Annotated in this window: 18 protein-coding genes; 12 read left to right on the top strand and 6 right to left on the bottom strand. The window is 70.3% G+C overall.

Going from position 1 to position 22,704, the window contains the following annotated elements:
- Window positions 1-205 precede the first annotated feature (205 nt).
- Complete coding sequence (locus IE226_RS01165) at window positions 206-670, top strand: peroxiredoxin (protein ID WP_190079014.1); 465 nt, start codon at window positions 206-208, stop codon at window positions 668-670.
- On the opposite strand, the gene IE226_RS01160 is transcribed toward IE226_RS01165, so the two are convergent.
- The gene (locus IE226_RS01160; RefSeq protein WP_190079013.1) at window positions 667-1,920 is read right to left on the bottom strand and encodes a PP2C family protein-serine/threonine phosphatase; all 1,254 of its coding nucleotides are present in this window, start codon (window positions 1,918-1,920) and stop codon (window positions 667-669) included. The genes IE226_RS01165 and IE226_RS01160 overlap by 4 nt on opposite strands.
- Window positions 1,917-2,726 (bottom strand): alpha/beta fold hydrolase, encoded by an 810-nt coding sequence (locus tag IE226_RS01155; protein WP_190079012.1) that lies wholly within the window; start codon window positions 2,724-2,726, stop codon window positions 1,917-1,919. The genes IE226_RS01160 and IE226_RS01155 overlap by 4 nt, the downstream gene beginning before the upstream one ends.
- A 340-nt stretch (window positions 2,727-3,066) precedes the next feature.
- Between IE226_RS01155 and IE226_RS01150 the strand changes: the two genes are divergently transcribed.
- From IE226_RS01150 to IE226_RS01130, 5 genes are all read left to right on the top strand, one after another.
- On the top strand, window positions 3,067-3,459 hold the full coding sequence (locus IE226_RS01150) for an ATP-binding protein (RefSeq protein WP_229870292.1): 393 nt from the start codon (window positions 3,067-3,069) through the stop codon (window positions 3,457-3,459).
- A 170-nt stretch (window positions 3,460-3,629) separates the two neighbouring features.
- Complete coding sequence (locus tag IE226_RS01145; RefSeq protein ID WP_190079010.1) at window positions 3,630-4,130, top strand: hemerythrin domain-containing protein; 501 nt, start codon at window positions 3,630-3,632, stop codon at window positions 4,128-4,130.
- Window positions 4,131-4,245: 115 nt separating this feature from the next.
- The gene (uvrA, locus tag IE226_RS01140; protein ID WP_190079009.1) at window positions 4,246-6,750 is read left to right on the top strand and encodes an excinuclease ABC subunit UvrA; all 2,505 of its coding nucleotides are present in this window, start codon (window positions 4,246-4,248) and stop codon (window positions 6,748-6,750) included.
- Window positions 6,751-7,409: 659 nt separating this feature from the next.
- The gene (locus tag IE226_RS01135; RefSeq protein ID WP_190079008.1) at window positions 7,410-8,030 is read left to right on the top strand and encodes a phosphatase PAP2 family protein; all 621 of its coding nucleotides are present in this window, start codon (window positions 7,410-7,412) and stop codon (window positions 8,028-8,030) included.
- Window positions 8,031-8,180: 150 nt separating this feature from the next.
- Window positions 8,181-8,981, top strand: coding sequence for a DUF899 domain-containing protein (locus IE226_RS01130; RefSeq protein ID WP_190079007.1), 801 nt, complete (start codon window positions 8,181-8,183; stop codon window positions 8,979-8,981).
- Window positions 8,982-9,040: 59 nt separating this feature from the next.
- Here the strand turns inward: IE226_RS01130 and IE226_RS01125 are convergent, their stop codons facing one another.
- On the bottom strand, window positions 9,041-9,748 hold the full coding sequence (locus IE226_RS01125; RefSeq protein WP_190079006.1) for a TetR/AcrR family transcriptional regulator: 708 nt from the start codon (window positions 9,746-9,748) through the stop codon (window positions 9,041-9,043).
- 150 nt (window positions 9,749-9,898) lie between these two features.
- On the opposite strand from IE226_RS01125, the gene IE226_RS01120 reads away from it, so the two are divergent.
- Together IE226_RS01120 and IE226_RS01115 are read left to right on the top strand one after the other, a co-directional pair.
- Entirely contained in the window at window positions 9,899-11,185 is a 1,287-nt protein-coding gene (locus IE226_RS01120) for an MFS transporter (protein WP_229870291.1), read from the top strand.
- 84 nt (window positions 11,186-11,269) lie between these two features.
- Window positions 11,270-11,848 carry a dihydrofolate reductase family protein gene (locus IE226_RS01115; RefSeq protein ID WP_190079005.1) on the top strand — a complete coding sequence of 193 codons (579 nt, stop codon included), beginning with the start codon at window positions 11,270-11,272 and terminating at the stop codon, window positions 11,846-11,848.
- A 52-nt stretch (window positions 11,849-11,900) separates the two neighbouring features.
- On the opposite strand, the gene rph is transcribed toward IE226_RS01115, so the two are convergent.
- On the bottom strand, window positions 11,901-14,537 hold the full coding sequence (gene rph, locus IE226_RS01110; protein WP_190079004.1) for a rifamycin-inactivating phosphotransferase: 2,637 nt from the start codon (window positions 14,535-14,537) through the stop codon (window positions 11,901-11,903).
- Window positions 14,538-15,004: 467 nt separating this feature from the next.
- Between rph and IE226_RS01105 the strand changes: the two genes are divergently transcribed.
- The gene (locus IE226_RS01105; RefSeq protein WP_373306861.1) at window positions 15,005-16,336 is read left to right on the top strand and encodes a phosphatase PAP2 family protein; all 1,332 of its coding nucleotides are present in this window, start codon (window positions 15,005-15,007) and stop codon (window positions 16,334-16,336) included.
- A gap of 129 nt (window positions 16,337-16,465) precedes the next feature.
- Entirely contained in the window at window positions 16,466-17,383 is a 918-nt protein-coding gene (locus IE226_RS01100; protein WP_190079002.1) for an LLM class F420-dependent oxidoreductase, read from the top strand.
- A 29-nt stretch (window positions 17,384-17,412) separates the two neighbouring features.
- Here the strand turns inward: IE226_RS01100 and IE226_RS01095 are convergent, their stop codons facing one another.
- The gene (locus IE226_RS01095; protein WP_190079001.1) at window positions 17,413-17,898 is read right to left on the bottom strand and encodes a carboxymuconolactone decarboxylase family protein; all 486 of its coding nucleotides are present in this window, start codon (window positions 17,896-17,898) and stop codon (window positions 17,413-17,415) included.
- 199 nt (window positions 17,899-18,097) lie between these two features.
- On the opposite strand from IE226_RS01095, the gene IE226_RS01090 reads away from it, so the two are divergent.
- Together IE226_RS01090 and IE226_RS01085 are read left to right on the top strand one after the other, a co-directional pair.
- Window positions 18,098-19,021, top strand: a complete 924-nt coding sequence (locus IE226_RS01090) for an RNA polymerase sigma-70 factor (protein ID WP_190079000.1) — start codon at window positions 18,098-18,100, stop codon at window positions 19,019-19,021.
- Window positions 19,022-19,226: 205 nt separating this feature from the next.
- Complete coding sequence (locus IE226_RS01085) at window positions 19,227-21,386, top strand: glycoside hydrolase family 9 protein (RefSeq protein ID WP_190078999.1); 2,160 nt, start codon at window positions 19,227-19,229, stop codon at window positions 21,384-21,386.
- A gap of 141 nt (window positions 21,387-21,527) precedes the next feature.
- Here the strand turns inward: IE226_RS01085 and IE226_RS01080 are convergent, their stop codons facing one another.
- Complete coding sequence (locus IE226_RS01080; protein WP_190079527.1) at window positions 21,528-22,583, bottom strand: chitinase; 1,056 nt, start codon at window positions 22,581-22,583, stop codon at window positions 21,528-21,530.
- Window positions 22,584-22,704 lie beyond the last annotated feature (121 nt).

The following is a 22,704-nucleotide window of genomic DNA, read 5'->3' as shown; positions in this document are numbered from 1 at the left end:
CTTACCGCCGAGTAGTATCGCGAGCCAGAGCCGGTGCCGGTCCTGGGCCGGCGCTTGTGCCTGTGGGCCTGTGCCCATGTGCCTGCGCCCGGCCCGGGCCTTGTGACGACGCGCCGTGAGGAGACCTCGTGCCTGTCCACCCCCCTCGCCCCCCTCTCGCTTCCGCTCCGCCCGTCCGTCTCCGCCCCGCCCGGGGAGTACGGCGATGACGCGGGTCCAAGTCGGCACCGTCGTGGAGGACTTCACGCTGCCCGACGAGACGGGCACGCCCACGGCCCTCTCGTCTCTCCTTGCCGAAGGCCCGGTGGTGGTGTTCTTCTACCCGGCAGCGATGACGCCCGGCTGCACGGCCGAGGCGTGCCACTTCCGGGACCTGGCGGCCGAGTTCGCGGCGGTGGGCGCCAGGCCGGTGGGGATCAGTTCGGACCCCGTCGAGCGCCAGCGCGAGTTCGCGGGCCGGCACACGCTCGGCTTCCCGCTTCTGTCCGACCCGGAAGGCGAGGTGCGCGGGCAGTTCGGCGTGGCACGCGGCTTCGGTCCCCTGCCGACCAAACGGGCCACCTTCGTCATCGGACCCGACCGCCGCGTCCTGGAGGTGGTGCGCAGCGAGTTCCGGATGAGCGCCCACGCGGACCGGGCCCTGGCGGCGCTGCGGTCAGAAGCTCTTTAGCATCGGGGCACGCTGACGGCCAGGACGGCGGTGTCGTCGTCGACGCCTGCGCCGAAGGTGTCCAGCAGATCGCGGATCGCGGCGACGGCGTCCGAGGCGGTGGTGGGCGCGAGGGCCCGGGCGAAGCCGAGGAAAGCCTCGTCGCCGTAGCGGTCGTCGTCGCTGCTCGAAGCCGTGTGGGCCTCGGTGAGGCCGTCGGTGTGCAACAACAGGGTGTCGCCCGCCGTGAGATGGACGGTGGTGGTGGCGATGTGGGCGTCGGGCAGGGCGCCGATGAGCTGCCCGCCGGGGGTGGGGAGCTGGTCGGCGCTGCCGTCCGAGCGCACGATCAGCGCCGGAGGGTGGCCGCCGCTGGCCAGCGTGATGCGGAAGCCGCCCTGGTCGGTGTCGGGGGTGAGCAGGCCGAAGATGACGGTGCAGAAGCGCGGGTCCTCGCCGGTGTACTCGTGGTTGAGGACCGTGTTGAGGTTGCTCAGGACAGCGGCCGGGTCAGGGTCGTAGACGGCCGCGGCACGCAGCGTGTAGCGGGCCAGGGAGGTGATGGCCGCGGCGGCGGCGCCCTTGCCGCACACGTCGCCCAGGAACAGCCCCCAGGTGCCCGCGCCCAGGGGGAAGAGATCGTAGAAGTCGCCGCCGACCATGTCGGTGGAGGCGATGTGGTAGTGCGCGTCCACTTCCAGGCCGGGCACGCTGACCAGCGCCGGGGGCAGCAGGGTCCGCTGGAGAACGGCGTTGAGCCGCTTGAGTTCCTCGCGCTCGTGCTCTGCTTCCTGCCGGGCGCGCAGCAGCTCGGTCTCGTAGGCGCGGCGGTCCCTGGCGTCGAAGACGGTGGTGCGGATCAGCAGCGGCTGCCCGTCGCCGCCGGTCTTGATCGTGGAGGTCACCAGAACGGGCAGCCGGCTGCCGTCGGCCGCCTTCAGTTCCAGGGCGATCCCGCTGACCTCGCCCTGCATGCGCAGCAGGGGCCCGAAGTGCGTCTCGTGGTAGAGGCGGCCGCCCACGGTCAGCAGGTCGGAGAACGTTTTGCGGCCCACCACGTCGTCGCGGGCGTAGCCGAGCCAGTCCAGGAGCGTCGCGTTGATCTTGGCGATGGTGCCGTCGAGGAGCGTGGAGAGGAAGCCGCACGGCGCGTGTTCGTACAGGTCCTCGGTGCTGTCCTCGAGGAGCGCGGAGAACGCCGCGGGGTCGTCGCCGGGCTGCTGGTCTCCGGGGTCCGGGCGCCCGCCTCCGCCGCCGGTCTTGGACATCATCGCGTGGCTTCGACGAACTCGGTGATCGCGGCGGCCGTCTCTTCCGGCGCCGCGAGCTGGGGGCAGTGCCCGGTCGCGTTCAGGGTGACGAGGCGGCTGCCGGGGATCCTGGCGTGCACGAAGGCTCCGACCTCCGGTGGCGCGATCGCGTCGCTGGAACACTGCGCGACCAGGGCGGGAACGGTGACGCCCGGGAGGTCCTCGCGATTGTCGGAGAGGAAGGTGACACGGGCGAAGACGCGCGCGATGTCCGGATCGGTGCGGCAGAAGCTGTTCGTCAGCTCCTCACCCAGTTCCGGCCGCTCGGGATTGCCCATGATCACCGGAGCCATGGCTCCCGACCAGCCCAGGTAGTTGGCGTCGAGCGATCCGAGCAGCTCATCGATGTCCTCGGCGCTGAACCCGCCGCGGTAGCCGGTGGCCGGGTCATCGATGAAACACGGCGAGGGGGCGAGCAGGACCAGGCCGGCGAAGGCCTGCGGCTCCCGGACCGCGGCGAGGACGCCCATCATCGCGCTCACCGAGTGCCCCACGAAGGTCACCGGGCCGAGCCCCAGCTCATGGCAGATCTCCAGCACGTCCTCGGCGTATCCGTCCAGGGAGGAATAGCGTTCCTCGCTCCACGCCGACAGGTCCGAGCGCCCGGCGCCCACATGGTCGAACAGCACCACGGTGAAGTGACTCTCCAGGAGCGGCACCACGAGACGCCACATGTTCTGGTCGCACCCGAACCCGTGCGCCAGCATCACCACCGGGCCGTCGGCGCGACCGGTCACGGTCACGTGGTTTCTGCTCAGCACTGCCATGCGCCACATTTTCGCAGAATCCTCGACGGACGCTTCTTCAGCGGTCGCAGACGGCCGCAGGTATGGTCGCGGCACCGATGACGCCTGTCATAGGGGCAGTCGCCGCGGGCCGTGGTCTGTCACCATGTCCTGGACTGCTCCTGTCGGCGCGGCTCAGCCGGGCGAACACCGCGAACCTGTCCGACGTATCGGACAGGATCGCTCGAACGGATTATCGATCCGGCCAGACCTGTATGTACCGCGTCCAGCAGGGTAGGGGTGCGCAGACAACGGGGATGAAGGTGGAGAAGAAATGGAGTCAGCCGGCATCGACGACGCGGGGCCGTCGCAAGCTCACACCATGAGTGTCGCCGTCCCATTGCACGGCGGGGACTCCTCCATCGCCGAGGCACGTCACCTCGCGGTCGACTTCCTCACGCGGGCCCGGACGGACGAGAACGTCGCCGTCTCCGACCGCGCGATGGACATCACCCAACTCGTGGTCAGCGAACTGGTCACCAACGCCTGCAAGTACGCGCCGGGTCCGATGCGGATGGAGTTGCGCATCGACGAGGACACGGTGGCGGTGACCGTACGCGACAGCGCCACCACCCGGCCCGTCGTCCGCTCCGAGGACCCGCTCAGGATCGGCGGGCACGGCCTGGAGATCGTCATGGCCGTCGCCCGGGCTTTCGCCGTCCACCCCGAACCGGCCGGCAAACGCGTCACCGCCCACATCGCTCTGAACGGCTGAGCACTGGCCGGTGAGCTTTGGCCGGATCGCGCTTCGGTGGGCCGTACGAGTGACACACGCGGCGGCCGGGTACACGGGGCACTCCGTGGGAGCAGTGCGCGCGCTACGTATCTGTACGGAGGCGCTCACCGCACCGCGCCCCTGCGTCCCCTGCCGAGAAGGAGCCCCGCATGCCGGAGAAAGCAGCGTCGACCGACGTCGTGGAGCTGATCCTCGACGATCACCGGCGGATGGAGGAACTGTTCCGCCAGATGCGCAGCGTGGAAGCCGAACGCGCCGAGGCCCTCAGGGCGTTCGCCGACCTGCTCATCGCGCACGCGCTCGCGGAGGAGTCCGACGTCTACCCCTCGCTCAAGCGCTACCGGGACATCGACAACGACGAGGTCGAACACGGCGTCGAGGAGCACGAGGAGGGCAACAAGGCGCTGCTCGATCTCCTGGAGGTCGAGGACGTCGGCTCCGACGACTGGGACGAGAAGCTGGAGAAGCTCGTCGAGGCGGTGACCCACCACACCGACGAGGAGGAGCGCACGATCCTCAACGGCGCACGCGAGAACGTGGCCATGGAACGCCGCGAGGAACTGGGCGCCGCGTTCACGAAGGAACGCGCCAAGCAGCTCAAGGCGGGCTGCGGAAACATCGACAACGTCCGCCGCATCGTGAAGGCCTGACACCCCGGGCGGGCACGTCTCGAAGGCGGGCACCGGGACCGTGCGGCAGAACCGGCGCGCCTCTTTCATTCGCGTGGCGGCCAAGCGCGGCGGCTCGAACGGATAAAGACATGCCATGGAAGATTCTGCGGCTGAACACTGCGTGCGTGTCCTGGGCGCCAACGAGCACAATCTGCGCAACGTGGACGTGGACATTCCGCGCAACGCGATGGTCGCCTTCACCGGCATCTCCGGTTCGGGCAAGTCATCGCTCGCCTTCGGCACGCTCTACGCCGAGGCCCAGCGCCGCTACTTCGAGTCCGTCGCGCCGTACGCCCGTCGGCTCCTGCAACAGGTCGGCGCCCCGCACGTACAGGAGATCACCGGACTGCCGCCCGCCGTCGCATTGCAGCAGCGCCGCGGGGCGCCCAGTTCACGGTCGACGGTCGGCACGCTCACGACACTGTCCAACCTGCTCCGCATCCTCTACTCACGCGCCGGGACCTACCCGCCGGACGCCGAACGCCTGGAGGCCGAGGCGTTCTCGCCCAACACGTCGGCCGGCGCCTGCCCGCAGTGCCACGGCCTGGGCGCCACGCTCGACGTCACCGAGCGGCTGCTCGTCCCTGACCCCTCGCTGAGCATCCGTGAGGGTGCGATCGCCGCCTGGCCGGGCGCCTGGCAGGGGGCGAACCTGCGCAGCATCGTCAGTGCTCTCGGCATCGACATCGACAGACCGTGGCGCAGGCTCAGGAAGAAGGACCGGGAGTGGCTGCTCTATACCGACGAGCAGCCCTCCGTGCTCATCGAGCCCGAGCCGGGCCGTATCGACTACGGCTACCACGGCACGTTCTGGAGCGCCCGCAAGCACGTCATGCACGTCCTCGCCGACTCCAAGAGCGAGCGCATGCGCGAGCGGGCGATGCGGTTCGTCCGGAGCGTCACCTGCCCCGCGTGCCAGGGCAGCGGCCTGCGGCCCGAAGCACTCGCGGTCACCTTTGCGGGCCACTCGATCGCCGAGGTCAACGCGATGCCGCTGACCAAGGTCGCGGCCCTGCTGCGGCCCGTCGCCGAACTCCCGGACGCCTCGGCGACCACGTCGAGCGCCCGGTCCGGGGAGTCCACCGAGGTGGCGGTACGGATCTGCGCCGATGTGGTCGCCCGCGTCGAGGTGCTCATCGGCCTCGGCCTCGGCTACCTCAGTCTCGGCCGCGGCTCCACGACGCTCTCGCCCGGCGAGGCGCAACGCCTGCGGATCGCCACCCAACTGCGCTCCGGTCTCTTCGGCGTGGTCTACGTGCTCGACGAGCCGTCCGCCGGCCTGCACCCCGCCGACGCCGAGCCCCTGTTCGATGTCCTCGACCGGCTGAAGGCGGCCGGCAACTCGCTGTTCGTCGTGGAGCACGACATGGACGTCGTACGCCGGGCGGACTGGGTCGTCGACATCGGCCCCGGCGCGGGTGAGGCGGGCGGGCGGGTGTTGTACAGCGGTCCGGTCGCCGGTCTCGAAGCAGTCGAGGAGTCGGCCACCGGCCGCCACCTGTTCGGACGCGCCCGGCCCGTCGCCCGTCGCCCCCGAAAGCCGCAGGGCTGGCTCCACTTGAGCGGCGTCTCCCGCCACAACCTGCGGGACGTCTCCGTCGACGTGCCGCTGCGCGTGCTGACGGCGGTCACCGGCGTATCCGGTTCCGGAAAGTCGACGCTGGTCACACAAGTGCTCGCCGAGGTCGTACGCGGCCACCTCGGCCTCGAACCCGAGGAGCCCTCCGAAGAGCCTTCCGGAGAGCCCTCCGAGGAGGACGAGGGCGCTGAGTTCACGATCGACGTACAGGACGCGGCCGGGGTGGAAGCCTTCGACCGGCTCGTGCGCGTCGACCAACGGCCCATCGGCCGCACACCCCGCTCCAATCTGGCCACGTACACGGGGATGTTCGACGCCGTACGCAAGCTGTACGCGGCCACGGACGAAGCGAAGGCGCGCGGCTACGCACCCGGCCGTTTCTCCTTCAACGTGCCCGACGGGCGGTGCGAGACGTGCCAGGGCGAGGGGTTCGTCGCGGTCGAATTGCTCTTCCTGCCCGGGACCTACGCCCCGTGCCCTGCGTGTCGCGGCGCGCGGTACAACGCCGAGACACTCGAAGTGACGTATCGCGGCAAGTCCATCGCGGAGGTTCTCGCGATGTCCGTCGACGAGGCCGCCGCGTTCCTCGCGGAGGTCCCCGCCGCTTCCCGGAGCCTGGAAACGCTGCGGGAGGTGGGCCTCGGCTACCTCCGTCTCGGCCAGCCGGCGACGGAACTCAGCGGCGGTGAGGCCCAGCGCATCAAGCTCGCCACCGAACTGCAGCGAGCCCGGCGCGGTCACGCGCTCTACCTGCTCGACGAGCCGACGGCGGGCCTGCACCCCGCGGACATCGCCCTGCTGCTGCGACAGCTGCACCAACTCGTCGACGCCGACAACACGGTCGTCCTCGTCGAGCACGACCTCGACACGATCGCCACCGCCGACTGGGTCATCGACCTCGGCCCCGGCGGCGGCGACGCGGGCGGCCGAGTGGTCGCCACCGGCACACCCGCAAAGGTAGCCCGCTCGAAACGCAGCGCCACGGCGCCGTATCTGGCGCCGCGCCTTGTGGGGGCCTGAGCAGTGCCGGGGGGTCGGTGGCGCGGTGGTCGCCTCAGCGGCACTGCGGGGGTCGGCGATGCGCTGACCGCCCCAGCGGCGTCGGGGGGGCCGGCGGTGCGGTGGCCCCCGAGCAGCGCCACGGGAGCGGCGATGCGCTGACCGCCCGAACGGCACCGCGGGATCGACGGTGCGGTGGCCGCCCCAGCAGCGCCGCGGGAGCGACGATGCGCTGACCGCCTCAGCGGCACCGCAAGATCGACGGTGCGCTGACCGCCCCAGCCACGCCACGGGGACCGGCGATGCGGTGGCCGCCCGAACGGCACCACGGGAGCGACGGTGCGCTGGCCGCCCCAGCGGCACCACGGGAGCGGCAGCGGTATTCGGCGGACAGCCGCGCGCATGTTCGGTGCGGCTGCCTTGCCGGGTCACGGGAGGACGCAGCGGCTCCCCCGGCGAGGGCGCGTCGGCGACGGCGTCAACCCTGGTCGACGGCGCGCGGCGCCTGTCCGTGGCGCGCGCCCGGGGCACGTAATCTGCGATCCGGTGGGGCACGTCCGACGGCCGGGCCGGCCGGGTTCGCCGGCATCGCGGCGTCCACGCGGGAAGCAGTTGATGCCGCCGGGCGAGACCCCACCGGCCGGACCCTCCGCCTCCCACCCGACCAGCAAGGCGCGCTCGTGACCGCATCTCCCGCCGGATCCGCCACACTTCCCGACCTGCCACGCCGCACGGCCCGTGCCGTCACCGAAGCCTTCGCCCCTAGCGTCCTGCTGATCCTCGTCCTGCTCGCCGTGGGCTGGCAGGCCACTCCCGACCGCGGTCACGGCCTCGGCTGGGCCGCGCTGACCGCCTTCCTGTGCGGTGTGCTGCCCTACGCCTTCGTGCACTGGGGCGTACGCAAGGAACGCTGGGCCGGTCGGCACATCCCCCGCCGCGACCAGCACCTGATCCCCTTCCTTTTCGCCCTGGCCTGCGCCGTCACGGCCATCGCGCTGCTGTCCTCCTCTCCCGGCGCGCCGCGCGACCTCCTCGCGCTGACCACCGCGATGGTCGTCGGCCTCTCCATGACCCTGCTCGTCACCCTGGGTTGGAAGATCTCCGTCCACACCGCCCTGGCCTCCGGCGTCACCGCCGTCCTCCTGGTCACCTACGGCCCGGTGCTGCTGTGGTTCGTGCCGGTACCCGTCCTGACCGCGTGGTCCCGGGTCACTCTCAAGGACCACACGCCCGTGCAGACAGTCGCCGGGGCCGTCGTGGGAGCCGCCGTCGCCACCGCGGTGTACCGCTTCGTGCGTTGAACCGCACCGGCCCGCGCCGCCACCAAGCCGAGAACACCCCACCCCCGCCCCGCCTCCGCGATGAGTTCCGCTCGGCCCGCGAGTCTGCCCTGGTGACTGCCGCGAGCGTCGTACGACGCTGCCCCGCACCGGACACCACGGAGGACGACCATGCAGACGATCCCGGATGACCCGGACCACCCGTACGACCCGACCACCGCACTACCCGGCCGCCCGCCCATCGTCGACCAGGCCACCTGGCAGGCCGCTCGCGACGAACTCCTGGTCCGCGAGAAGGCGCACACCCGCGAAGGCGACGCTCTCGCCGCGGCCCGCCGCAGGCTGCCGATGGTGGAGTTCGACGGGACGGTCGAGGTCGTCGGACCCGGCGGCCGAGTCCCGTTCCTCGACCTGTTCCAGGGCCGCGACGAGCTCGTGGTCTACCAGCACATGTGGTACGACGGCGCACCTCATCAGGGCCAGTGCGAGGGCTGCACCACCACGGCCTGGCACCTTCAGGACGCGGTCTACCTCAACGCCCGCGGCGTCTCCTTCGCCGTCCTGACCACGGGCCGGTGGGAGGAAGTGGCCGCCTACGCCGAGTTCATGGGCTACACCCAGCCCTGGTACTCGGTGCGCGACGTGCCCGCTCCGGTCGGCGGCGAGATGGGTTACCTCACCAGCTTCCTGCGCGACGGCGACCGCACCTTCCTCACCTACTCCACGACGGGCCGCGGCAACGAGCCGGTCAACGGATCCCTCGCCCTGCTCGACAGGACGCCCTACGGTCGCGGCGAGGCATGGGAGGACAACCCCGATGGCTGGCCCAAGGGGGAGAACGCGTGCTGGAGTTGGCGCACGGACGCCGACGGAAACGCCACCTGGGGCCCGACAAGCCGCCCCGTCCCCCAGTGGACGCGCCCCGGCGCAACCCCGGAGCAGACCCTCGGCCGATCGGGCCCTCACCACTGACTCGGCTGCTTCCTCGGATCACGCCACGTCGCGCTGCCGGAAACCCCGGCATCGCACCGTCAGGAACGCACCCGCGCCGCGACTCCCTCGACGAAGATGTCCAGGGAGAAGGCGAACAGCGTGTCCGGAGTGCCGGGCTCCAGGTCGCCGGCGCGGCTCAGGTGCGGAAGGTCTGCCTCCGTTGCCGACCGCAGCCAGGGCGGGGGCAGTTGGTCGAGGTCGGCGGGGTCCAGGTGGGCGGGCGGGCGATCGTACAGGGCGTCCTGGAACTCGACGAACCCCACGACGAGCCGGATCGCCTCCATGCAGGCCCGGTAGGCGTCCGCCAGGGGCAGCCCGATGCCCTCGAAGAAGCCGATCACCGTGTCCACGTTCCGCAGCATCGCCGGATGTCGCGCCATGGTGACGTTCTCGCTCATGGCCAGCGTGGTCATGCCGGGATGGCGCCGGTAGTGCGCGCGCAGATCGCCGCAGAAGCCCCGCAGGCTGTCCCGCCACCGGTCCGGCCCCGCGTCCAGCTCCGGCGGACGCCAGTCGGCCTCGAACAGCTCGGCGGCCAGGGCGATCAAGTCGCGCCGGTCCTCGACGTAGTTGTACAGCGCGCGGGGTGAGACGCCCAGGTCGAGGGCGAGTGAACGCATCGTCAGCTCGGCGGCGCCGCGACGCCCCAGGAAGTCGAGTGCCGCACGCCCGACCGACTCGCGGGTGAGCGTGGCGCGGCCCTTGCGGTGCGTCGGCCGCCGCCGGGCCGGAGTGTCGCTGCTCATCGCCTCGAAGGCTAGCAAGCACCGGGCACCCGCAGAGACGCTGGGACGCCTTGAACTTCACACATGTTGACTTTAAGCGATCCGGTCGACATGGTTGCCCAAGTAAGGCTCGCCTAACTCCCCCTGCCCGGCCCGCCCCTGGAGTCACCCGTGCGCCCGTCCCGTCTCGCCATGGACCTCACCCCGCTCCGCGACAGCCGCGACTTCCGCCTGCTGTACGCGGGGTTCCTCGCCGCGCTGTTCGGCACGCTCATGACCAGCGTGGCGGTGGCCGTGCAGATCTACGACCTCACCGGCTCCGCGACCCACATCGGCCTGGTCAGCCTTGCCCGAGCGTTACCGATGGTGGTCGGCGTACTGGTGGGCGGCGTACTGGCGGACCGCTACGACCGGCGGTTGCTGATGCTCGCCACCCGGCTCCCGCTCCCGCTCATCGCGGGCTCACTCGCCCTCAACGCGCTGCTGCCCCAGCCGCATCTGTGGCTCATCTACACCGCCACCGGCCTGACCGGTCTCCTGGCGGGGCTCGGCGGCCCGGCCCTGCTTGCCGCCATACCGGCTCTCGTGGGCACCGAACGCCTGGCCTCGGCGGGCGCGTTGACGTCCGCCGGCGCTCAACTGTCGGCCCTGCTCGGTCCGGCCGTCGGCGGCGTACTCGTCGCGGGCCCCGGGCTCGCCGCCTGCTACGCCGTCGACGCGGTCGGCCTGCTGGCGTTCTCCGTGGCTCTGGTGTTCGTACGGCCGCTGCCGCCCGCCGTCTCGCACAGCGCCAAGGGCGTCCGTCAGGCATTCACCGCGGTCACCGACGGCGTGCGCTACATCCGCGGCCACCGGCTCATCGTCGGCCTGCTGCTCATCGATGCCGCGGCCATGGTCTTCACCATGCCGCAGGCCCTCTACCCCGTCCTGGCGGACCAGCAGTTCGACGGCGGCCCCGGCGTGGTGGGGCTGCTCTACGCGGCCCCCGCGCTCGGCGCCCTCATCGGCGCGGCCACCAGCGGCTGGACGGGCCGCGCGGGCGGCCACGCCCTGATCGGCGCCGTCCTGCTGTGGGGCCTGTCGCTCACCGGCTTCGGCGCGACATCACTGCTGCCGGTCGCCCTGGTGCTGCTCGCCCTCGCGGGCCTGGGCGATCTGATCTCCGAGACCCTGCGCTCGGCCCTGCTCCAGCACGGCACGCCGGACGAACTGCGCGGCCGGGTCAGCGGCCTGTGGATGGTCCAGGCAACCGTCTCGCCCGCCCTGGGCAACGCCGCGGTCGGCTTCCTCGCCGAACTCACCAGCGCCCGTACGGCAGTGATCACCGGCGGCGTCTTCTGCGTGGCCGCCACCCTCACGGTCGCCGCCGCGTTCCCGGCCCTGCGCCGCGCCCGCCTGTCCGCACCGCCGAGTACGTCTCCTCCCTCGCGTTCTAGCGCACGCGTCCACGAGCGATGAGTCCGGGCGCGTCCGGCGGTCTGTATCCACGACAGCCGGCACGCCGGCAACCGGACTCAAGACGCACATAAGGGGAGCCGTACCATGACCGCCACCTACACGTTCGACGTCTTCTCCAGCCTCGACGGCTTCGGTGCCGCCGGCGGCCAGTGGACCGGCTACTGGGGCAAGCAGGGCCCCGAGCTCCTCGACCACCGCCTCTCCCTGTACGCCAAGGAGCAGCGGATGGTCTTCGGGGCCAACACGTACCGGGCGTTCGCGCAGATGCTGGCCTCCAGCACCGAGTCGTCGGAGGTGCGTGACCCGTGGGTCACGCGGATGAGGAACCTGCCGGCGACGGTGGTGTCGACCACGCTGGAGGGCCCCATCGACTGGCCGGACGGAGAGGTCATCAGCGGCGATGCCGTCGATGTCGTCGCGCAGCTCAAGAAGGAGTCGCAAGTGCCTTTGCGCTCGCACGGCAGCCTGTCGATGAACCGCGCGCTCATGGCCGCCGGCCTGGTCGACCGCGTTCAGGTGACGCTCTTTCCCGTCATCACCGGCGAGACCGGCCTTGACCCGGTCTTCAGGGGCGCGGCCGACTTCGACCTAGAACTGATCGAGCAGAGGACACTGGACGGCCACATCCAAGAACTCACCTACCGGCCCACCCTGCATGTTTGAGCCGGCCCTGCACGTCTGAGCCGGCTACTGAAGTGAGCCCGCTGCGACCTGATCAGGACAGAAGCTCGATGTATCCGTCGGTCCCCTGCACGCGGATCCGATGCCCGTCCCGGATCAGCCGGGTGGCCTGCGCCACGCCCACGACGGCAGGCAAGCCGTACTCCCGCGCGATCACCGCGCCGTGGGTCATCAGGCCGCCGACCTCCGTCACCAGGCCCGCGATGCCGACGAACAGGGGCGACCAGCTGGGGTCCGTGTAGGCCGTGACCAGGATGTCGCCCTCCTGGAGGTCGGCCTCCGCCATGTCGAGGATGACGCGGGCCCTGCCCTCGATGGTCCCGGCGGACACAGGGAGGCCGACAAGAGCGCCGGCCGGAACGTCCTCGCGCCGATACGACCCGGCGATGGCCTCACCGTCCGACGTGAGCACCCGCGGCACGGTGAGCGCCTGGTACGAGCGGAACGCCTCCTTGCGCTGCTGAATCAGCCGGCCGTCCGCCTGCTTCGAGCGCACGACATCGTGGAGCTCCTGGAACGTGAGGTAGAAGATGTCCTCCTTCTCGGGCAGCACACCGGCCCGCACAAGGCGCTCCGCCTCCCGCATCAAGGACTGCTTGTAGACGAAGGAACGGCTGACGATGCCGTACTTCGGGTACTCCCGGTACCCGATGAAGGTCCGCAGCCGGTCGATCATCCGCTTGGTCTCGTCGGCCTTCTGTTCCCCGTCCGGCAGGGCGCGCAGGCGGGTCAGCACGTCCTGCTCCTTCTTCTGCGCCTCCTGCCGCCCCTCCTCGAAGCGCCGCTCGGCGGCACCCGGCTCGAAGATCCTGACGTTGTCGAGGATCACGGGCAGGAGCGTGCCGGGGCGCTCGCTCCAACGTGGCCGCGTGATGTCGATCTCGCCGACGCAGCGCATGCCGTACCGGTCGAGGTAGGCCTCGATGGCGTCCCGCGCCTCCACCCCGCCGGGGAGCGAGGCCAGCTCATCCAGGAAATTCTCGTCCCCGACGCCCTGCAGGAACGCCACCACCTCCGGATACGGACGGATGACGTCGGCGACGTCGAGGAGAGCGAGGCCCATCTCCGAGGTGATGTTGTCCGGGGCGGACAGAGTCAGCGTGTCGGCCGCGTTCTTCTCGCCCAGCCACTCCAGCAGCTTGTCGTTGAGCCACCACGTGGCCTCCATCCCGGCCATGATCGCCTGCATGCTCAGCCGGTCGCCCAGGACCCGCTTGTGCTCCGCGAAGGCCTCGAGGAGGAAGTCGAACAGCTCCGGTCCGCTCTTCGTGCGGATGTCACGCTCCAGGGCGGCGATCGACTTCTGGCTGCGCTCGATCAGCTCGCGGACGATGGCCGGATCGTTCGCGATCGGGGCGGGTGCGCCGCCGGCAGCCGCCCCGCCTGCCGGCGCCCCGCCCGGCGCCGGGTCCGGGCGCGACGGGGCTGACGGGACCGACGGAACGAAATCGCCGCGGTCGAGGACCGTCTCCAGCGCGTCCCTGAACAGGGGATCGCCCTTCCCCACCATGTCCAGGAGCCCGGCGCGGCTCGCGGGTGAGGCGAGGCGCGGGGTCACGTCGACGAACAGCCGCCCGCCGGCCTCGTGCATCTCGACCATGGCCGTCAGCTGCCACACCGAGAGCCCCAGGGGTTTCATGGCGTCGGTCATCATCTGCTGATGACCGACGGAGAGATAGACGTGGTTCGCCTCGTCGTCGGCCACGGGAACGGGGAACAGCGTCGTGATCGGCCGGCTCTGCACGATCCGGAAATCGTCGTCGACCAGGCACCATTCGATGTCCTGCGGACTGCCGAAGTGCGCCTCGATCTGCCGCCCGAGCCGCACGAGCCGTACGACCTGCGCACGCGTCAGCGCCGGCTGCTCCTGCTGACCCGGGTCGACGGCCACTTCCCGCGTACCACCGGTCGGCAGGGCGTGAACGGCACGCTGCTTGGCGGCGAGCGTCTCGGCGATGACCTCGCCGTCGCGCACCTTGAAGACGTCCGGGTTCACCAGGCCCGAGACCAGAGCCTCGCCGAGGCCGAAACCGGCGTCCACGGTGGCCACCTTCCGGTCGCCCGTGACGGGGTCAGCCGTGAACAGGATGCCGGACGCGTACGGCAGGACCATCCGCTGCACCACCACGGCCATGTGGATCGCGCGGTGGTCGAAGCCGTTCCGCAGGCGGTAGGTCACGGCCCGTTCGGTGAACAGCGAGGCCCAGCACCTGCTGACATGCCTGAGTACCGCCGCAGGCCCCATGACGTTGAGGTAGGTGTCCTGCTGGCCGGCGAAGGACGCCGTCGGCAGATCCTCCGCCGTCGCGCTGGACCGGACGGCATAGGCGCCTTGCCCGCCCTCGTCGAACCGGGCGAGCGCCCGGGTGATTGCCGCCGCGAGATCGCCGGGCACGACGATCTCTTCGATGGTCCGGCGGATTTCCGCGCTGAGCGTGCGGATGCCCTCCCGGTCGTCCGGATTCAGACGCGACAGCTCGACGAGCCGTTCGTCGATGGAGGGCTCTTCCACCATGACCCGCCGGAACGCGTCCGTCGTCACGCAGAACCCGCCCGGCACGCGAACGCCTTCGATGCGCGACAGCTCCCCCAGGTGCGCACCCTTGCCGCCCACACTTGCGGCCATCGTTCCGTCGACCTCTTGGAGATCCAACACGTACTGCTCGATCACTGCGCTACCTCCGTGGCCTCCGGCCGGACGCGTCGTGCGCCCTGTTTCCGCAGGTTGTGGCCTCGGCGGATGATTGTGCGGCAAGACCCGGGCCTTGCCGCAAGGCCCCCAATGGGTTATACGTTAGGAGTGGCAGGAAGAGCGATCTTCCTGCCTTTTCCTTTTGGCCCCACCGGCGGGCGTCGGCAGAGCAACCTTCTTCCCACGACTGAGGGTCTTCTTGCGCGACACGTACGCGCAGCACCCTCGTTCGTCGTCGTCCGGGCCACCCCATCGACAACCGCGGAGCGGCCCCAGTGGCATGATCGACCTCGCGACGGGGCGCCCCACCACCTTCCTTCACCGGAAACCACGTCACGAGAAACGAAGGGGCATCTATTCGAATAGCAGCTACCAACTACCAAATCGGCTCGGGCAACTCATTGATATCTAAAGCTTCGCGGGTGTCTTCACGAATAGACCGCACGATCAAGTCCACCGCCTGGCGCCGACCGCGGGTGATCCTGTGGGCCGCGGCGTGCGTGGTGGCCCTCGGATTCCTCGTCGCGCTGGAAATAGCCGCGCGCCACTACGGCGGCGTGCCCGGCCCGATCACCAATCAAGCGCGGGAGGTGCTGTTCCCTCCCAAGCCGGGCCCGCTGTACGGCGGTCTGGCGCTGATGATGGTGGTGCTCACCTGGCGGCAACGGTTCATCGCGGCCGGTTCCGCGATAGCCATCGACGTCGTCTTCGTGCTGGTGCGGTTGGCGATCGACGCCGATGTGCCCGAGGGACAGTTCTTCGGCAACGGCGCTCTGTGGGTGATGCTGGGCTGCGCGGTCATCGCGCTCACGCGCCGCACCGGACAGGACCGTGTCCTGCTCCTGAAGGGCGTCGGCCTTGGCCTGCTCCTCGTCGCCGGGCGCAAGACCGGTGACACCTGGCTCCTCATCACGGCGAAAACCCGCCCGACCGTGCTCGACCCGTACGTGGCGATGGCCGATCACGCCCTGGGCAACCCGTCCTGGCTGGCAGGCCGGCTGCTCGAGGCCACCGGCCCGGTCACCACCCACGTCCTCGACCTGGTCTACGCCCAACTCGCGGTGGCCGCGATCGTCGTCGCCTTCTACCAACTGCGCAACGTGGCGGCCGAGGGCCGTTTTCCCCGCCACCACCTGGTGCGCACGTTCCTGGTGATCGGTCTCCTCGGGCCGGCCGTCTACATGATCTTCCCGGTGGTCGGGCCGATCTTCGCCTACGGCCCCGGCACCTCCGGCACCGGCGGCGTGGAGTGGTCGGTGGCCAACCTGTGGCCGCACACACCACTGCCGATCACCGCCCCGCACCCGGTGCCGTACGACGGACTCACCCCGCGCAACTGCATGCCCAGCCTGCACACGGCGTGGGCCACCGCGATCTTCATCCACTCCCGCAAGGGTCCGCGCCTGCTGCGGTACGCCGGTACGTTCTGGCTCGTCGCCACGCTCAGCGCGACGCTGGGCTTCGGCTACCACTACGGCGTGGATCTCCTCGCCGGCGTGGTGTTCACGCTCACCGTCGAGGCGGGCCTGCGCGCATTCGACCGCGGCTGGGATCGGCAGGGCGTCCAGCTGGTCGCCCACGGCACAACGGTCTTCGCCGCGCTTTTGGTGTCGTACCGCTTTCTCCCCATGGAAATGGCCAAGCACCCCGCGCTTTTCGGCCCCCTCCTGCTTCTGGCGACAGCCTCGGTGATCTACGGCTACGCACGAACCACGAAACAATGGGACCCGAAATCCGCGCCGTCGATACGCCCGGAGCCGCAACCCGAACTGGTTTGAGCCACGTCGCACCAGGCAGCCGCCGGGGCCGATTGCCGCCAGCCGTTACCGACAGCCGTTACAAAGCCGCCATGCACTTGTCATACATGAGCCGGAATGGCGGTCGCGCGACCGGCGGTTGCCGTGACTATGACCATCGGAGTAGCGCTTTCACTTCAGGACCGAGTCGACAGTACGGTGCAACTCGCGCGGGAGGCTCACGAGGCCGGCCTGCGCTCCGCGTGGTTCGGCCAGACCTTTTCGTACGACTCCCCCACGCTCGCCGCGATCGTCGGCCGGGAGGTACCGGGACTGCATGTCGGCACCTCGGCGATCCCGGTCTTCGGCCGGCACCCCCTTCTTGTCTCCAGCCAGGCCCAGACGGCTCAGGCCGCGACCGGCGGCCGCTACCATCTGGGCCTCGCCCTCGGCACGAAGAAGCTGACCGAAGCGGCCTTCGGCATCCCGCACGAGCGTCCCGTCGGACGGCTCCGCGAATTCCTCACCGCTCTGCGCCCCCTTCTCGAAACAGGCAGTTCCGACTTCCACGGCGAGCTGCTCACCGCCACCACACCCATGCCGGCGCGGGTGCCGGGCGCCGAGCCGCCGGTGCCGCTCCTGGTGGCGGCCATGGCCCCGCAGGCCCTGCGGGTTTCGGGTGAACTCGCCGACGGCATCCTGCCGTTGCTGGCCGGCCCCCGCGCGCTCGCCGAGCACATCGTCCCGGCCGTCTCCGCCGCGGCCGAAGCGGCGGGCCGCCCCGCGCCCCGGATCGTGGCCTTCGTGCCCGGCGTCGTCACCGCCGACGCCGAGAAGGTACGGGAGAGCGCGACAGAGGCTCTCGCGTTCTACGAGCAGTTCCCCTCCTATCAGCGCGTCATCGGCCTCTCCGGCGCCACCCGCGCCGCCGACCTGGCCGTGATCGGCGACGAGGAGACGGTCGCCGCCGAGGTCCACCGCTATCGAGAAGCCGGGGCGACCGAGGTGGTGTTCACGGCGACGGAACTCGGCGGCGAGGCGGACCGGCGCAGGACCTGGAAACTGCTCGGAGAGCTGGCCGCCGGGTGAGGCACGCCGGTGGCGTCCTGCGGAGGTGATCAGCCGGCGACGGTGGCGAGGTTGCCGGGCTCGTAGGCGCCGCCCCGGTTGCCGAGGATCACGCCGAGCCGGTTGGTCGCGTTGATCATGGCGATCAGGGAGACCAGAGCGATGACCTGGTCGTCGTCGTAGTGCTTGCGGACCCGGTCCCATGTCTCGTCGGAAACACCCTGATAGCCGTCGATGATGCGGGTGCCTTCCTCGGCAAGGGCCAGGGCGGCCCGCTCGGCCTCGGTGAACACGGTGGAGTGGCGCCAGGCGGCAACCAGGTTCAGGCGGGCCGCGGTCTCACCCGCGGCCGCGGCGTCCTTCCCGTGGATGTCGACGCAGAAGCCGCAGCCGTTGATCTGGCTCGCACGCAACTGCACCAGCTCCTGCGTGGGCTTGGGCAGCGGCGACTCCTGGATCACCTGGCTGACGGCGTAGATCCGCTTGCCGATCTTCGCGCCGGTCTCGTTCGCGAACAGGTTCATACGGGGTTCCATGACAACGTCCTCACTAATGGAATCGTGTGCCGCGCGGCTCGTCCGTGCAGCGTCTCGATGCCCATAAGTCGCCGGGCGCCGCGCCCCTGTGACAGCACGCCGATGTGACGCACGCCACCGGGCGCGGGTGTCACAAGAGGGCAGGGAGCGGCGACTTGTGCGTGATACGTAGATGAGGCGCGACGGACAGGAGCCGACGATGGACGAGCGCACCGAGCAACCGACCGATGGGGCCGCGCACAGCCCTCGCACCGCGGGCACGGACCCCGCCACCAGCACTTTCATCGCCCATCGCAACCTGCTTTTCACGGTCGCCTACGAGATGCTCGGCTCGGCGTCCGACGCGGAGGACGTGCTTCAGGAGACCTGGCTGCGCTGGGCGGACGTGGATCAGGACACGGTTCGGGACCCGCGCGCCTTCCTCGTGCGCATCACCACGCGCCAGGCGCTGACCCGGCTGCGTACGCTGCGCCGCCGCAAGGAGTCCTACGTCGGCCCCTGGCTCCCCGAACCCCTGCTCACCGCGCCCGATGTCGCCGAGGACATCGAACTGGCCGACAGCGTCTCCATGGCGATGCTGCTCGTCCTGGAAACGCTCGCACCGACCGAGCGGGCCGTGTTCGTGCTGCGCGAGGTCTTCGATCTCGGATACGACGAGATCGCGCAGGCCGTCGACAAGACGCCCGCCGCGGTCCGGCAGATCGCGCACCGCGCACGGGCCCACGTCGCGGCGCGGCGCCCGCGCGAGGTCGTCTCGCCGGATCAGTCCCGCAGCGCGCTCACGGCCTTCCAACAGGCAGTGCAGACTGGCGACTTGCAGAGCCTGCTCGACACGATCGCCCCGGACGTCGTCCTGCTGACGGACGGCGGCGGAATCGTACAGGCCGCGCTGGAGCCGATCGTGGGCGCCGAGAAGGTCGCCGACGTACTCGGCAGGCTCGCCTCCGCCACCATGCGACCGGCCCAGATCAACGGCTACCCGGCGCTGCTCCTGAGCACGGACGGCAAGGTCAACACGGTCCTGGCGGTCCGCCTGGAGTCCGGCCTCATCACGGGCCTCTACGCCGTGCGAAACCCCGAGAAGCTCTCCCGCATCGACCGGGAGGTGGCGGTGGGGCGCTGAGTCCGGGCAGTGGAGTTGGACGAGCAGTGCCCGACCCTGACCCCCGCGTCCTCAACTCCCGCACAAACACACGCCTGTTGACGCCGACCCCACGCGTCATTACTGTCCGCCTCGAATCCCCGACACGCCGACCACCGGTGTTCGGTATTTCGAGTGGGAGCGCTCCCACTCCCTCTGCCGACGACCACCGACACAGGAGCCGCTCATGCCCCCCACCCCTTCGTTACGCCGCCCCAGACGCCTCGCCGCCACCCTGCTGACGAGTTCGCTCCTCGTCGGCGGCCTCCTGGCCGCGCCCATCGCGACAGCCGTCCCCTCCCCGGCGGCGGCGACCTCGGCCGTACGAGTCAACCAGGCCGGGTACCTGCCGGACGGCCCCAAGCGCGCCACCGTGGTCACCACGGCGACGCAGTCGCTCACCTGGCAGTTGCGTGATGAGTCAGGGAAGGTGGTCGCCTCCGGTGCCACCGTCCCGCGCGGCGCGGACGCCCCCTCCGGGCAGTCCCTTCAGGTGGCCGATTTCTCCTCGTACCAGGGGACCGGATCGGATTACGTCCTGGCGGTGGACGGCAGCGGCAGCGTGCCTTTCGATATCCGAGCGACCCTGTACGACGATCTGCGCTCCGACGCGATGGCGTTCTTCTACCACCAGCGCAGCGGCACTCCCATCGACGCCTCGCTGGTGGGCTCCAACTACTCGCGCCCGGCCGGACACCTCGGAGTCGCGCCCAACAAGGGCGACACCTCCGTTCCGTGCCAGGCCACCGTGTGCGACTACACCCGGGACGTCAGGGGCGGCTGGTACGACGCGGGCGACCACGGCAAGTACGTGGTGAACGGCGGCATTTCCACCTGGCTGGTGGTCAACTCCTTCGAGCGGGCCAAGAGGGCGGGCAAGGACGCGCCTCTGGGCGACTCGACCCTGCGGATCCCCGAGCGCGACAACGGCGTACCCGACGTCCTGGACGAGGCGCGCTGGGAGCTCGATTTCCTGATGCGGATGCAGGTGCCCGAGACCAAGCCGTACGCGGGGATGGCGTTCCACAAGGTCCATGACGCGGAGTGGACCGGCATGCCGATGCGCCCCGAGCAGGACGCCCAGCCACGCGAACTGCACCGTCCGTCCACGGCGGCGACCCTCAACCTCGCGGCGTCCGCGGCGCAGTGCGCCCGCGTCTTCCGGCCCTATGACGCCGCGTTCGCCGATCGCTGCCTGTCGGCCGCCCGCCGGGCCTGGACGGCGGCCCGGGCCAACCCGGACGTGTACGCGCCGGATTCGGACAGCACGGGCGGCGGCGCCTACGGCGACACCAAGGTCACCGACGAGTTCTACTGGGCGGCGGCCGAGCTGTACGCCACGACCGGCGACGACGGCTACCGGGAAGCGGTCACCGACTCGTCCTTGCACACTTCCCCGACCGCCTTCTCCGACTACGGCTTCGGCTGGGCGGATACGGCCGCGCTCGGCCGGCTCACCCTCGCCACCGTCCCCAACGACCTTCCCGCCGCCGACCGGGACCGGGTCCGGGCCTCGGTTGCGACGGCCGCCGACGGCTACCTGTCCCGTGCGGCCGCCCAGGGCTACCCTGTGCCCGCCCCGGCGGACGGCTACTTCTGGGGCTCCAACGGTGCGGTCGCGGGCGACGCGATCGTCCTGGCCGTCGCCGGAGAGCTGACGGGCGACAAGCGCTACCGCACCGGCGCCCTGGAGACGATGGACTACCTGCTCGGCCGCAACGCCATCGCACAGTCCTACGTATCCGGCTACGGCACGACGTCCTCGCGCAATCAACACCACCGCTTCTGGGCACACCAGTTGGATGCCTCGCTGCCCAATCCTCCGGCGGGCTCCCTGGCGGGCGGCCCCAACAGCGGGCTCCAGGACCCGGTGGCGGAGGAGAAACTGGCGGGCTGCGCACCCGCCGCCTGCTACATCGACGACATCGGCTCCTACTCCACCAACGAGGTGGCCATCAACTGGAACGCCCCGCTGGCTTGGCTCGCCGCCTATGCCGCCGAGCGGACCGACGACACCGGCGAGCCGCCCACCGCTGCCTGCGCGGTGACGTACAAGGGCGACAGCGTCTGGAGCACGGGCTTCACCGCGACGGTCACCGTCAAGAACACTGGCCCGACATCCGTGGCCGGCTGGAAGCTGAACTGGACCTACCCGGCTGGTCAGCGCGTCACGAATGCCTGGAACGCGACCGTCACCCAGGAGGGCACCACCGTCGTCGCCCGCAACGCCGACTGGAATCGGACCATCGAACCCGGTGCGACGGCGAGCTTCGGAGTCCAGGGGACGTACAGCGGGACCAACCCCGCCCCCACGGCCTTCACGCTCAACGGGGCCGCCTGCACCTGATCCACGGTCGACCGGCTGCTGCCCGGGTTCCGGCCCGCCCGTCCGTCCGTCTGCCCATCGGGGGCAGGCTGGGCGGCTCGGCGTACACGACGAGTCACTAACCCAACTGGCCTGCATCCAGGTCTAGTTCGGCAGACCACGTCAAAGCAGCCGCTTCACATTGTCGCCGAACGTCCACCCCTTCGACCCATCCCAGTTGATGGACCAGGTCATCAGGCCTTTCAGCGCGCCGTTGTAGTGGTTCCATGCCTGGGTCACCAGGTTCGGGGACATGTAGCCGCCGCCCGCGCCCGGTTGTGCGGGGAGGCCCGGTACCTGTTTGTCGTAGGGGACCTTGATCGTGGTGCCCTGGATGACGAGACCCTTGTTGAGGCAGTCCGTCTGCGCGACGAAGCCCTGGACGGTGCCCGCGGAGTAGGAGTCGCCGGAACAGCCGTACATGGACCCGTTGTAGTACTGCATGTTCAGCCACCACAGGCGGCCGTTGTCCGCGTACTTCTTGACGATGGGGAGGTACGCGCCCCAGATCGAGCCGTAGGCCACGCTGCCTCCGGTGACGTACGCCGTCTCGGGTGCCATCGTCAGGCCGAAGTTGGCCGGCATCTGCGCGAGGACGCCGTCGATGATGCGTACGAGGTTTGCCTGCGAGGCGGAGATCTGGTTGATGTTGCCGCTGCCCACGAGGCCGGTCTCGATGTCGATGTCTATGCCGTCGAAGTTGTACTTCTTCAGGATCGGCACCACGGTCTCGACGAAGCGGTCGGCGACCTTGCTCGAGCTGAGGTCGATGCCGGCTGTGGCGCCGCCGATCGACATCAGGATCGTGGCGCCGTTCGCCTTCGCCTGACACATCTCGGCCGGTGTGGCGACCTTCACCGTCGAGTCCATTCCGTCCTCCCACAGGACGGTGCCGTCCGAGCGGATGACGGGGAACGCCGCGTTGATCACGTTGTAGCCGTGGTCCCGGATACGGGTGTCGGTGATCGGAGTCCAACCGAACGGCGGGTGGACGCCGTTGGCGGCTCCGTCCCAGTTCTCCCAGTAACCCTGGAGCACCTTCCCCGTGGGCTTGGACTTGACCGCGCACGTTTCGGCGGCCGGGGCAGTTGCCTGTGCGGCCCTGCCGACAGCCGGGCGGTCCTGCGACGAGGCCCGGCCCGGCGCGGCCCCGACGAGCAGCGGCACGGCGAAGGCCATCGCCAGACCGACCGTCAGAAGACGGGACGGGGTACGGCGCGGGGCGAGGGTGTGGGGGGAGATTCGGGGTGACACGCTTACCTCCTGGACTGTGGTGCCTGGAGACGTAAGTGGTGCGACG

Origin of the sequence: Streptomyces longisporoflavus (assembly GCF_014649775.1) — a bacterium.
Classification (GTDB): domain Bacteria; phylum Actinomycetota; class Actinomycetes; order Streptomycetales; family Streptomycetaceae; genus Streptomyces; species Streptomyces longisporoflavus.
This window is presented reverse-complemented; position numbering and strand designations above follow the sequence as displayed.

Bases quoted from the DNA above. Each gene is read 5' to 3' on its own strand.
- IE226_RS01145 (WP_190079010.1), top strand. From the start codon at position 3,630: ATGCCGGAGAAAGCAGCGTCGACCGACGTCGTGGAGCTGATCCTCGAC.
- IE226_RS01165 (WP_190079014.1), top strand. From the start codon at position 206: ATGACGCGGGTCCAAGTCGGCACCGTCGTGGAGGACTTCACGCTGCCC.
- IE226_RS01160 (WP_190079013.1), bottom strand. From the start codon at position 1,920: ATGATGTCCAAGACCGGCGGCGGAGGCGGGCGCCCGGACCCCGGAGAC.
- IE226_RS01085 (WP_190078999.1), top strand. From the start codon at position 19,227: ATGCCCCCCACCCCTTCGTTACGCCGCCCCAGACGCCTCGCCGCCACC.
- IE226_RS01100 (WP_190079002.1), top strand. From the start codon at position 16,466: ATGACCATCGGAGTAGCGCTTTCACTTCAGGACCGAGTCGACAGTACG.
- uvrA (WP_190079009.1), top strand. From the start codon at position 4,246: ATGGAAGATTCTGCGGCTGAACACTGCGTGCGTGTCCTGGGCGCCAAC.
- IE226_RS01095 (WP_190079001.1), bottom strand. From the start codon at position 17,898: ATGGAACCCCGTATGAACCTGTTCGCGAACGAGACCGGCGCGAAGATC.
- IE226_RS01115 (WP_190079005.1), top strand. From the start codon at position 11,270: ATGACCGCCACCTACACGTTCGACGTCTTCTCCAGCCTCGACGGCTTC.
- IE226_RS01150 (WP_229870292.1), top strand. From the start codon at position 3,067: ATGAGTGTCGCCGTCCCATTGCACGGCGGGGACTCCTCCATCGCCGAG.
- IE226_RS01090 (WP_190079000.1), top strand. From the start codon at position 18,098: ATGGACGAGCGCACCGAGCAACCGACCGATGGGGCCGCGCACAGCCCT.
- IE226_RS01125 (WP_190079006.1), bottom strand. From the start codon at position 9,748: ATGAGCAGCGACACTCCGGCCCGGCGGCGGCCGACGCACCGCAAGGGC.
- IE226_RS01130 (WP_190079007.1), top strand. From the start codon at position 8,181: ATGCAGACGATCCCGGATGACCCGGACCACCCGTACGACCCGACCACC.
- IE226_RS01155 (WP_190079012.1), bottom strand. From the start codon at position 2,726: ATGGCAGTGCTGAGCAGAAACCACGTGACCGTGACCGGTCGCGCCGAC.
- IE226_RS01080 (WP_190079527.1), bottom strand. From the start codon at position 22,583: ATGGCCTTCGCCGTGCCGCTGCTCGTCGGGGCCGCGCCGGGCCGGGCC.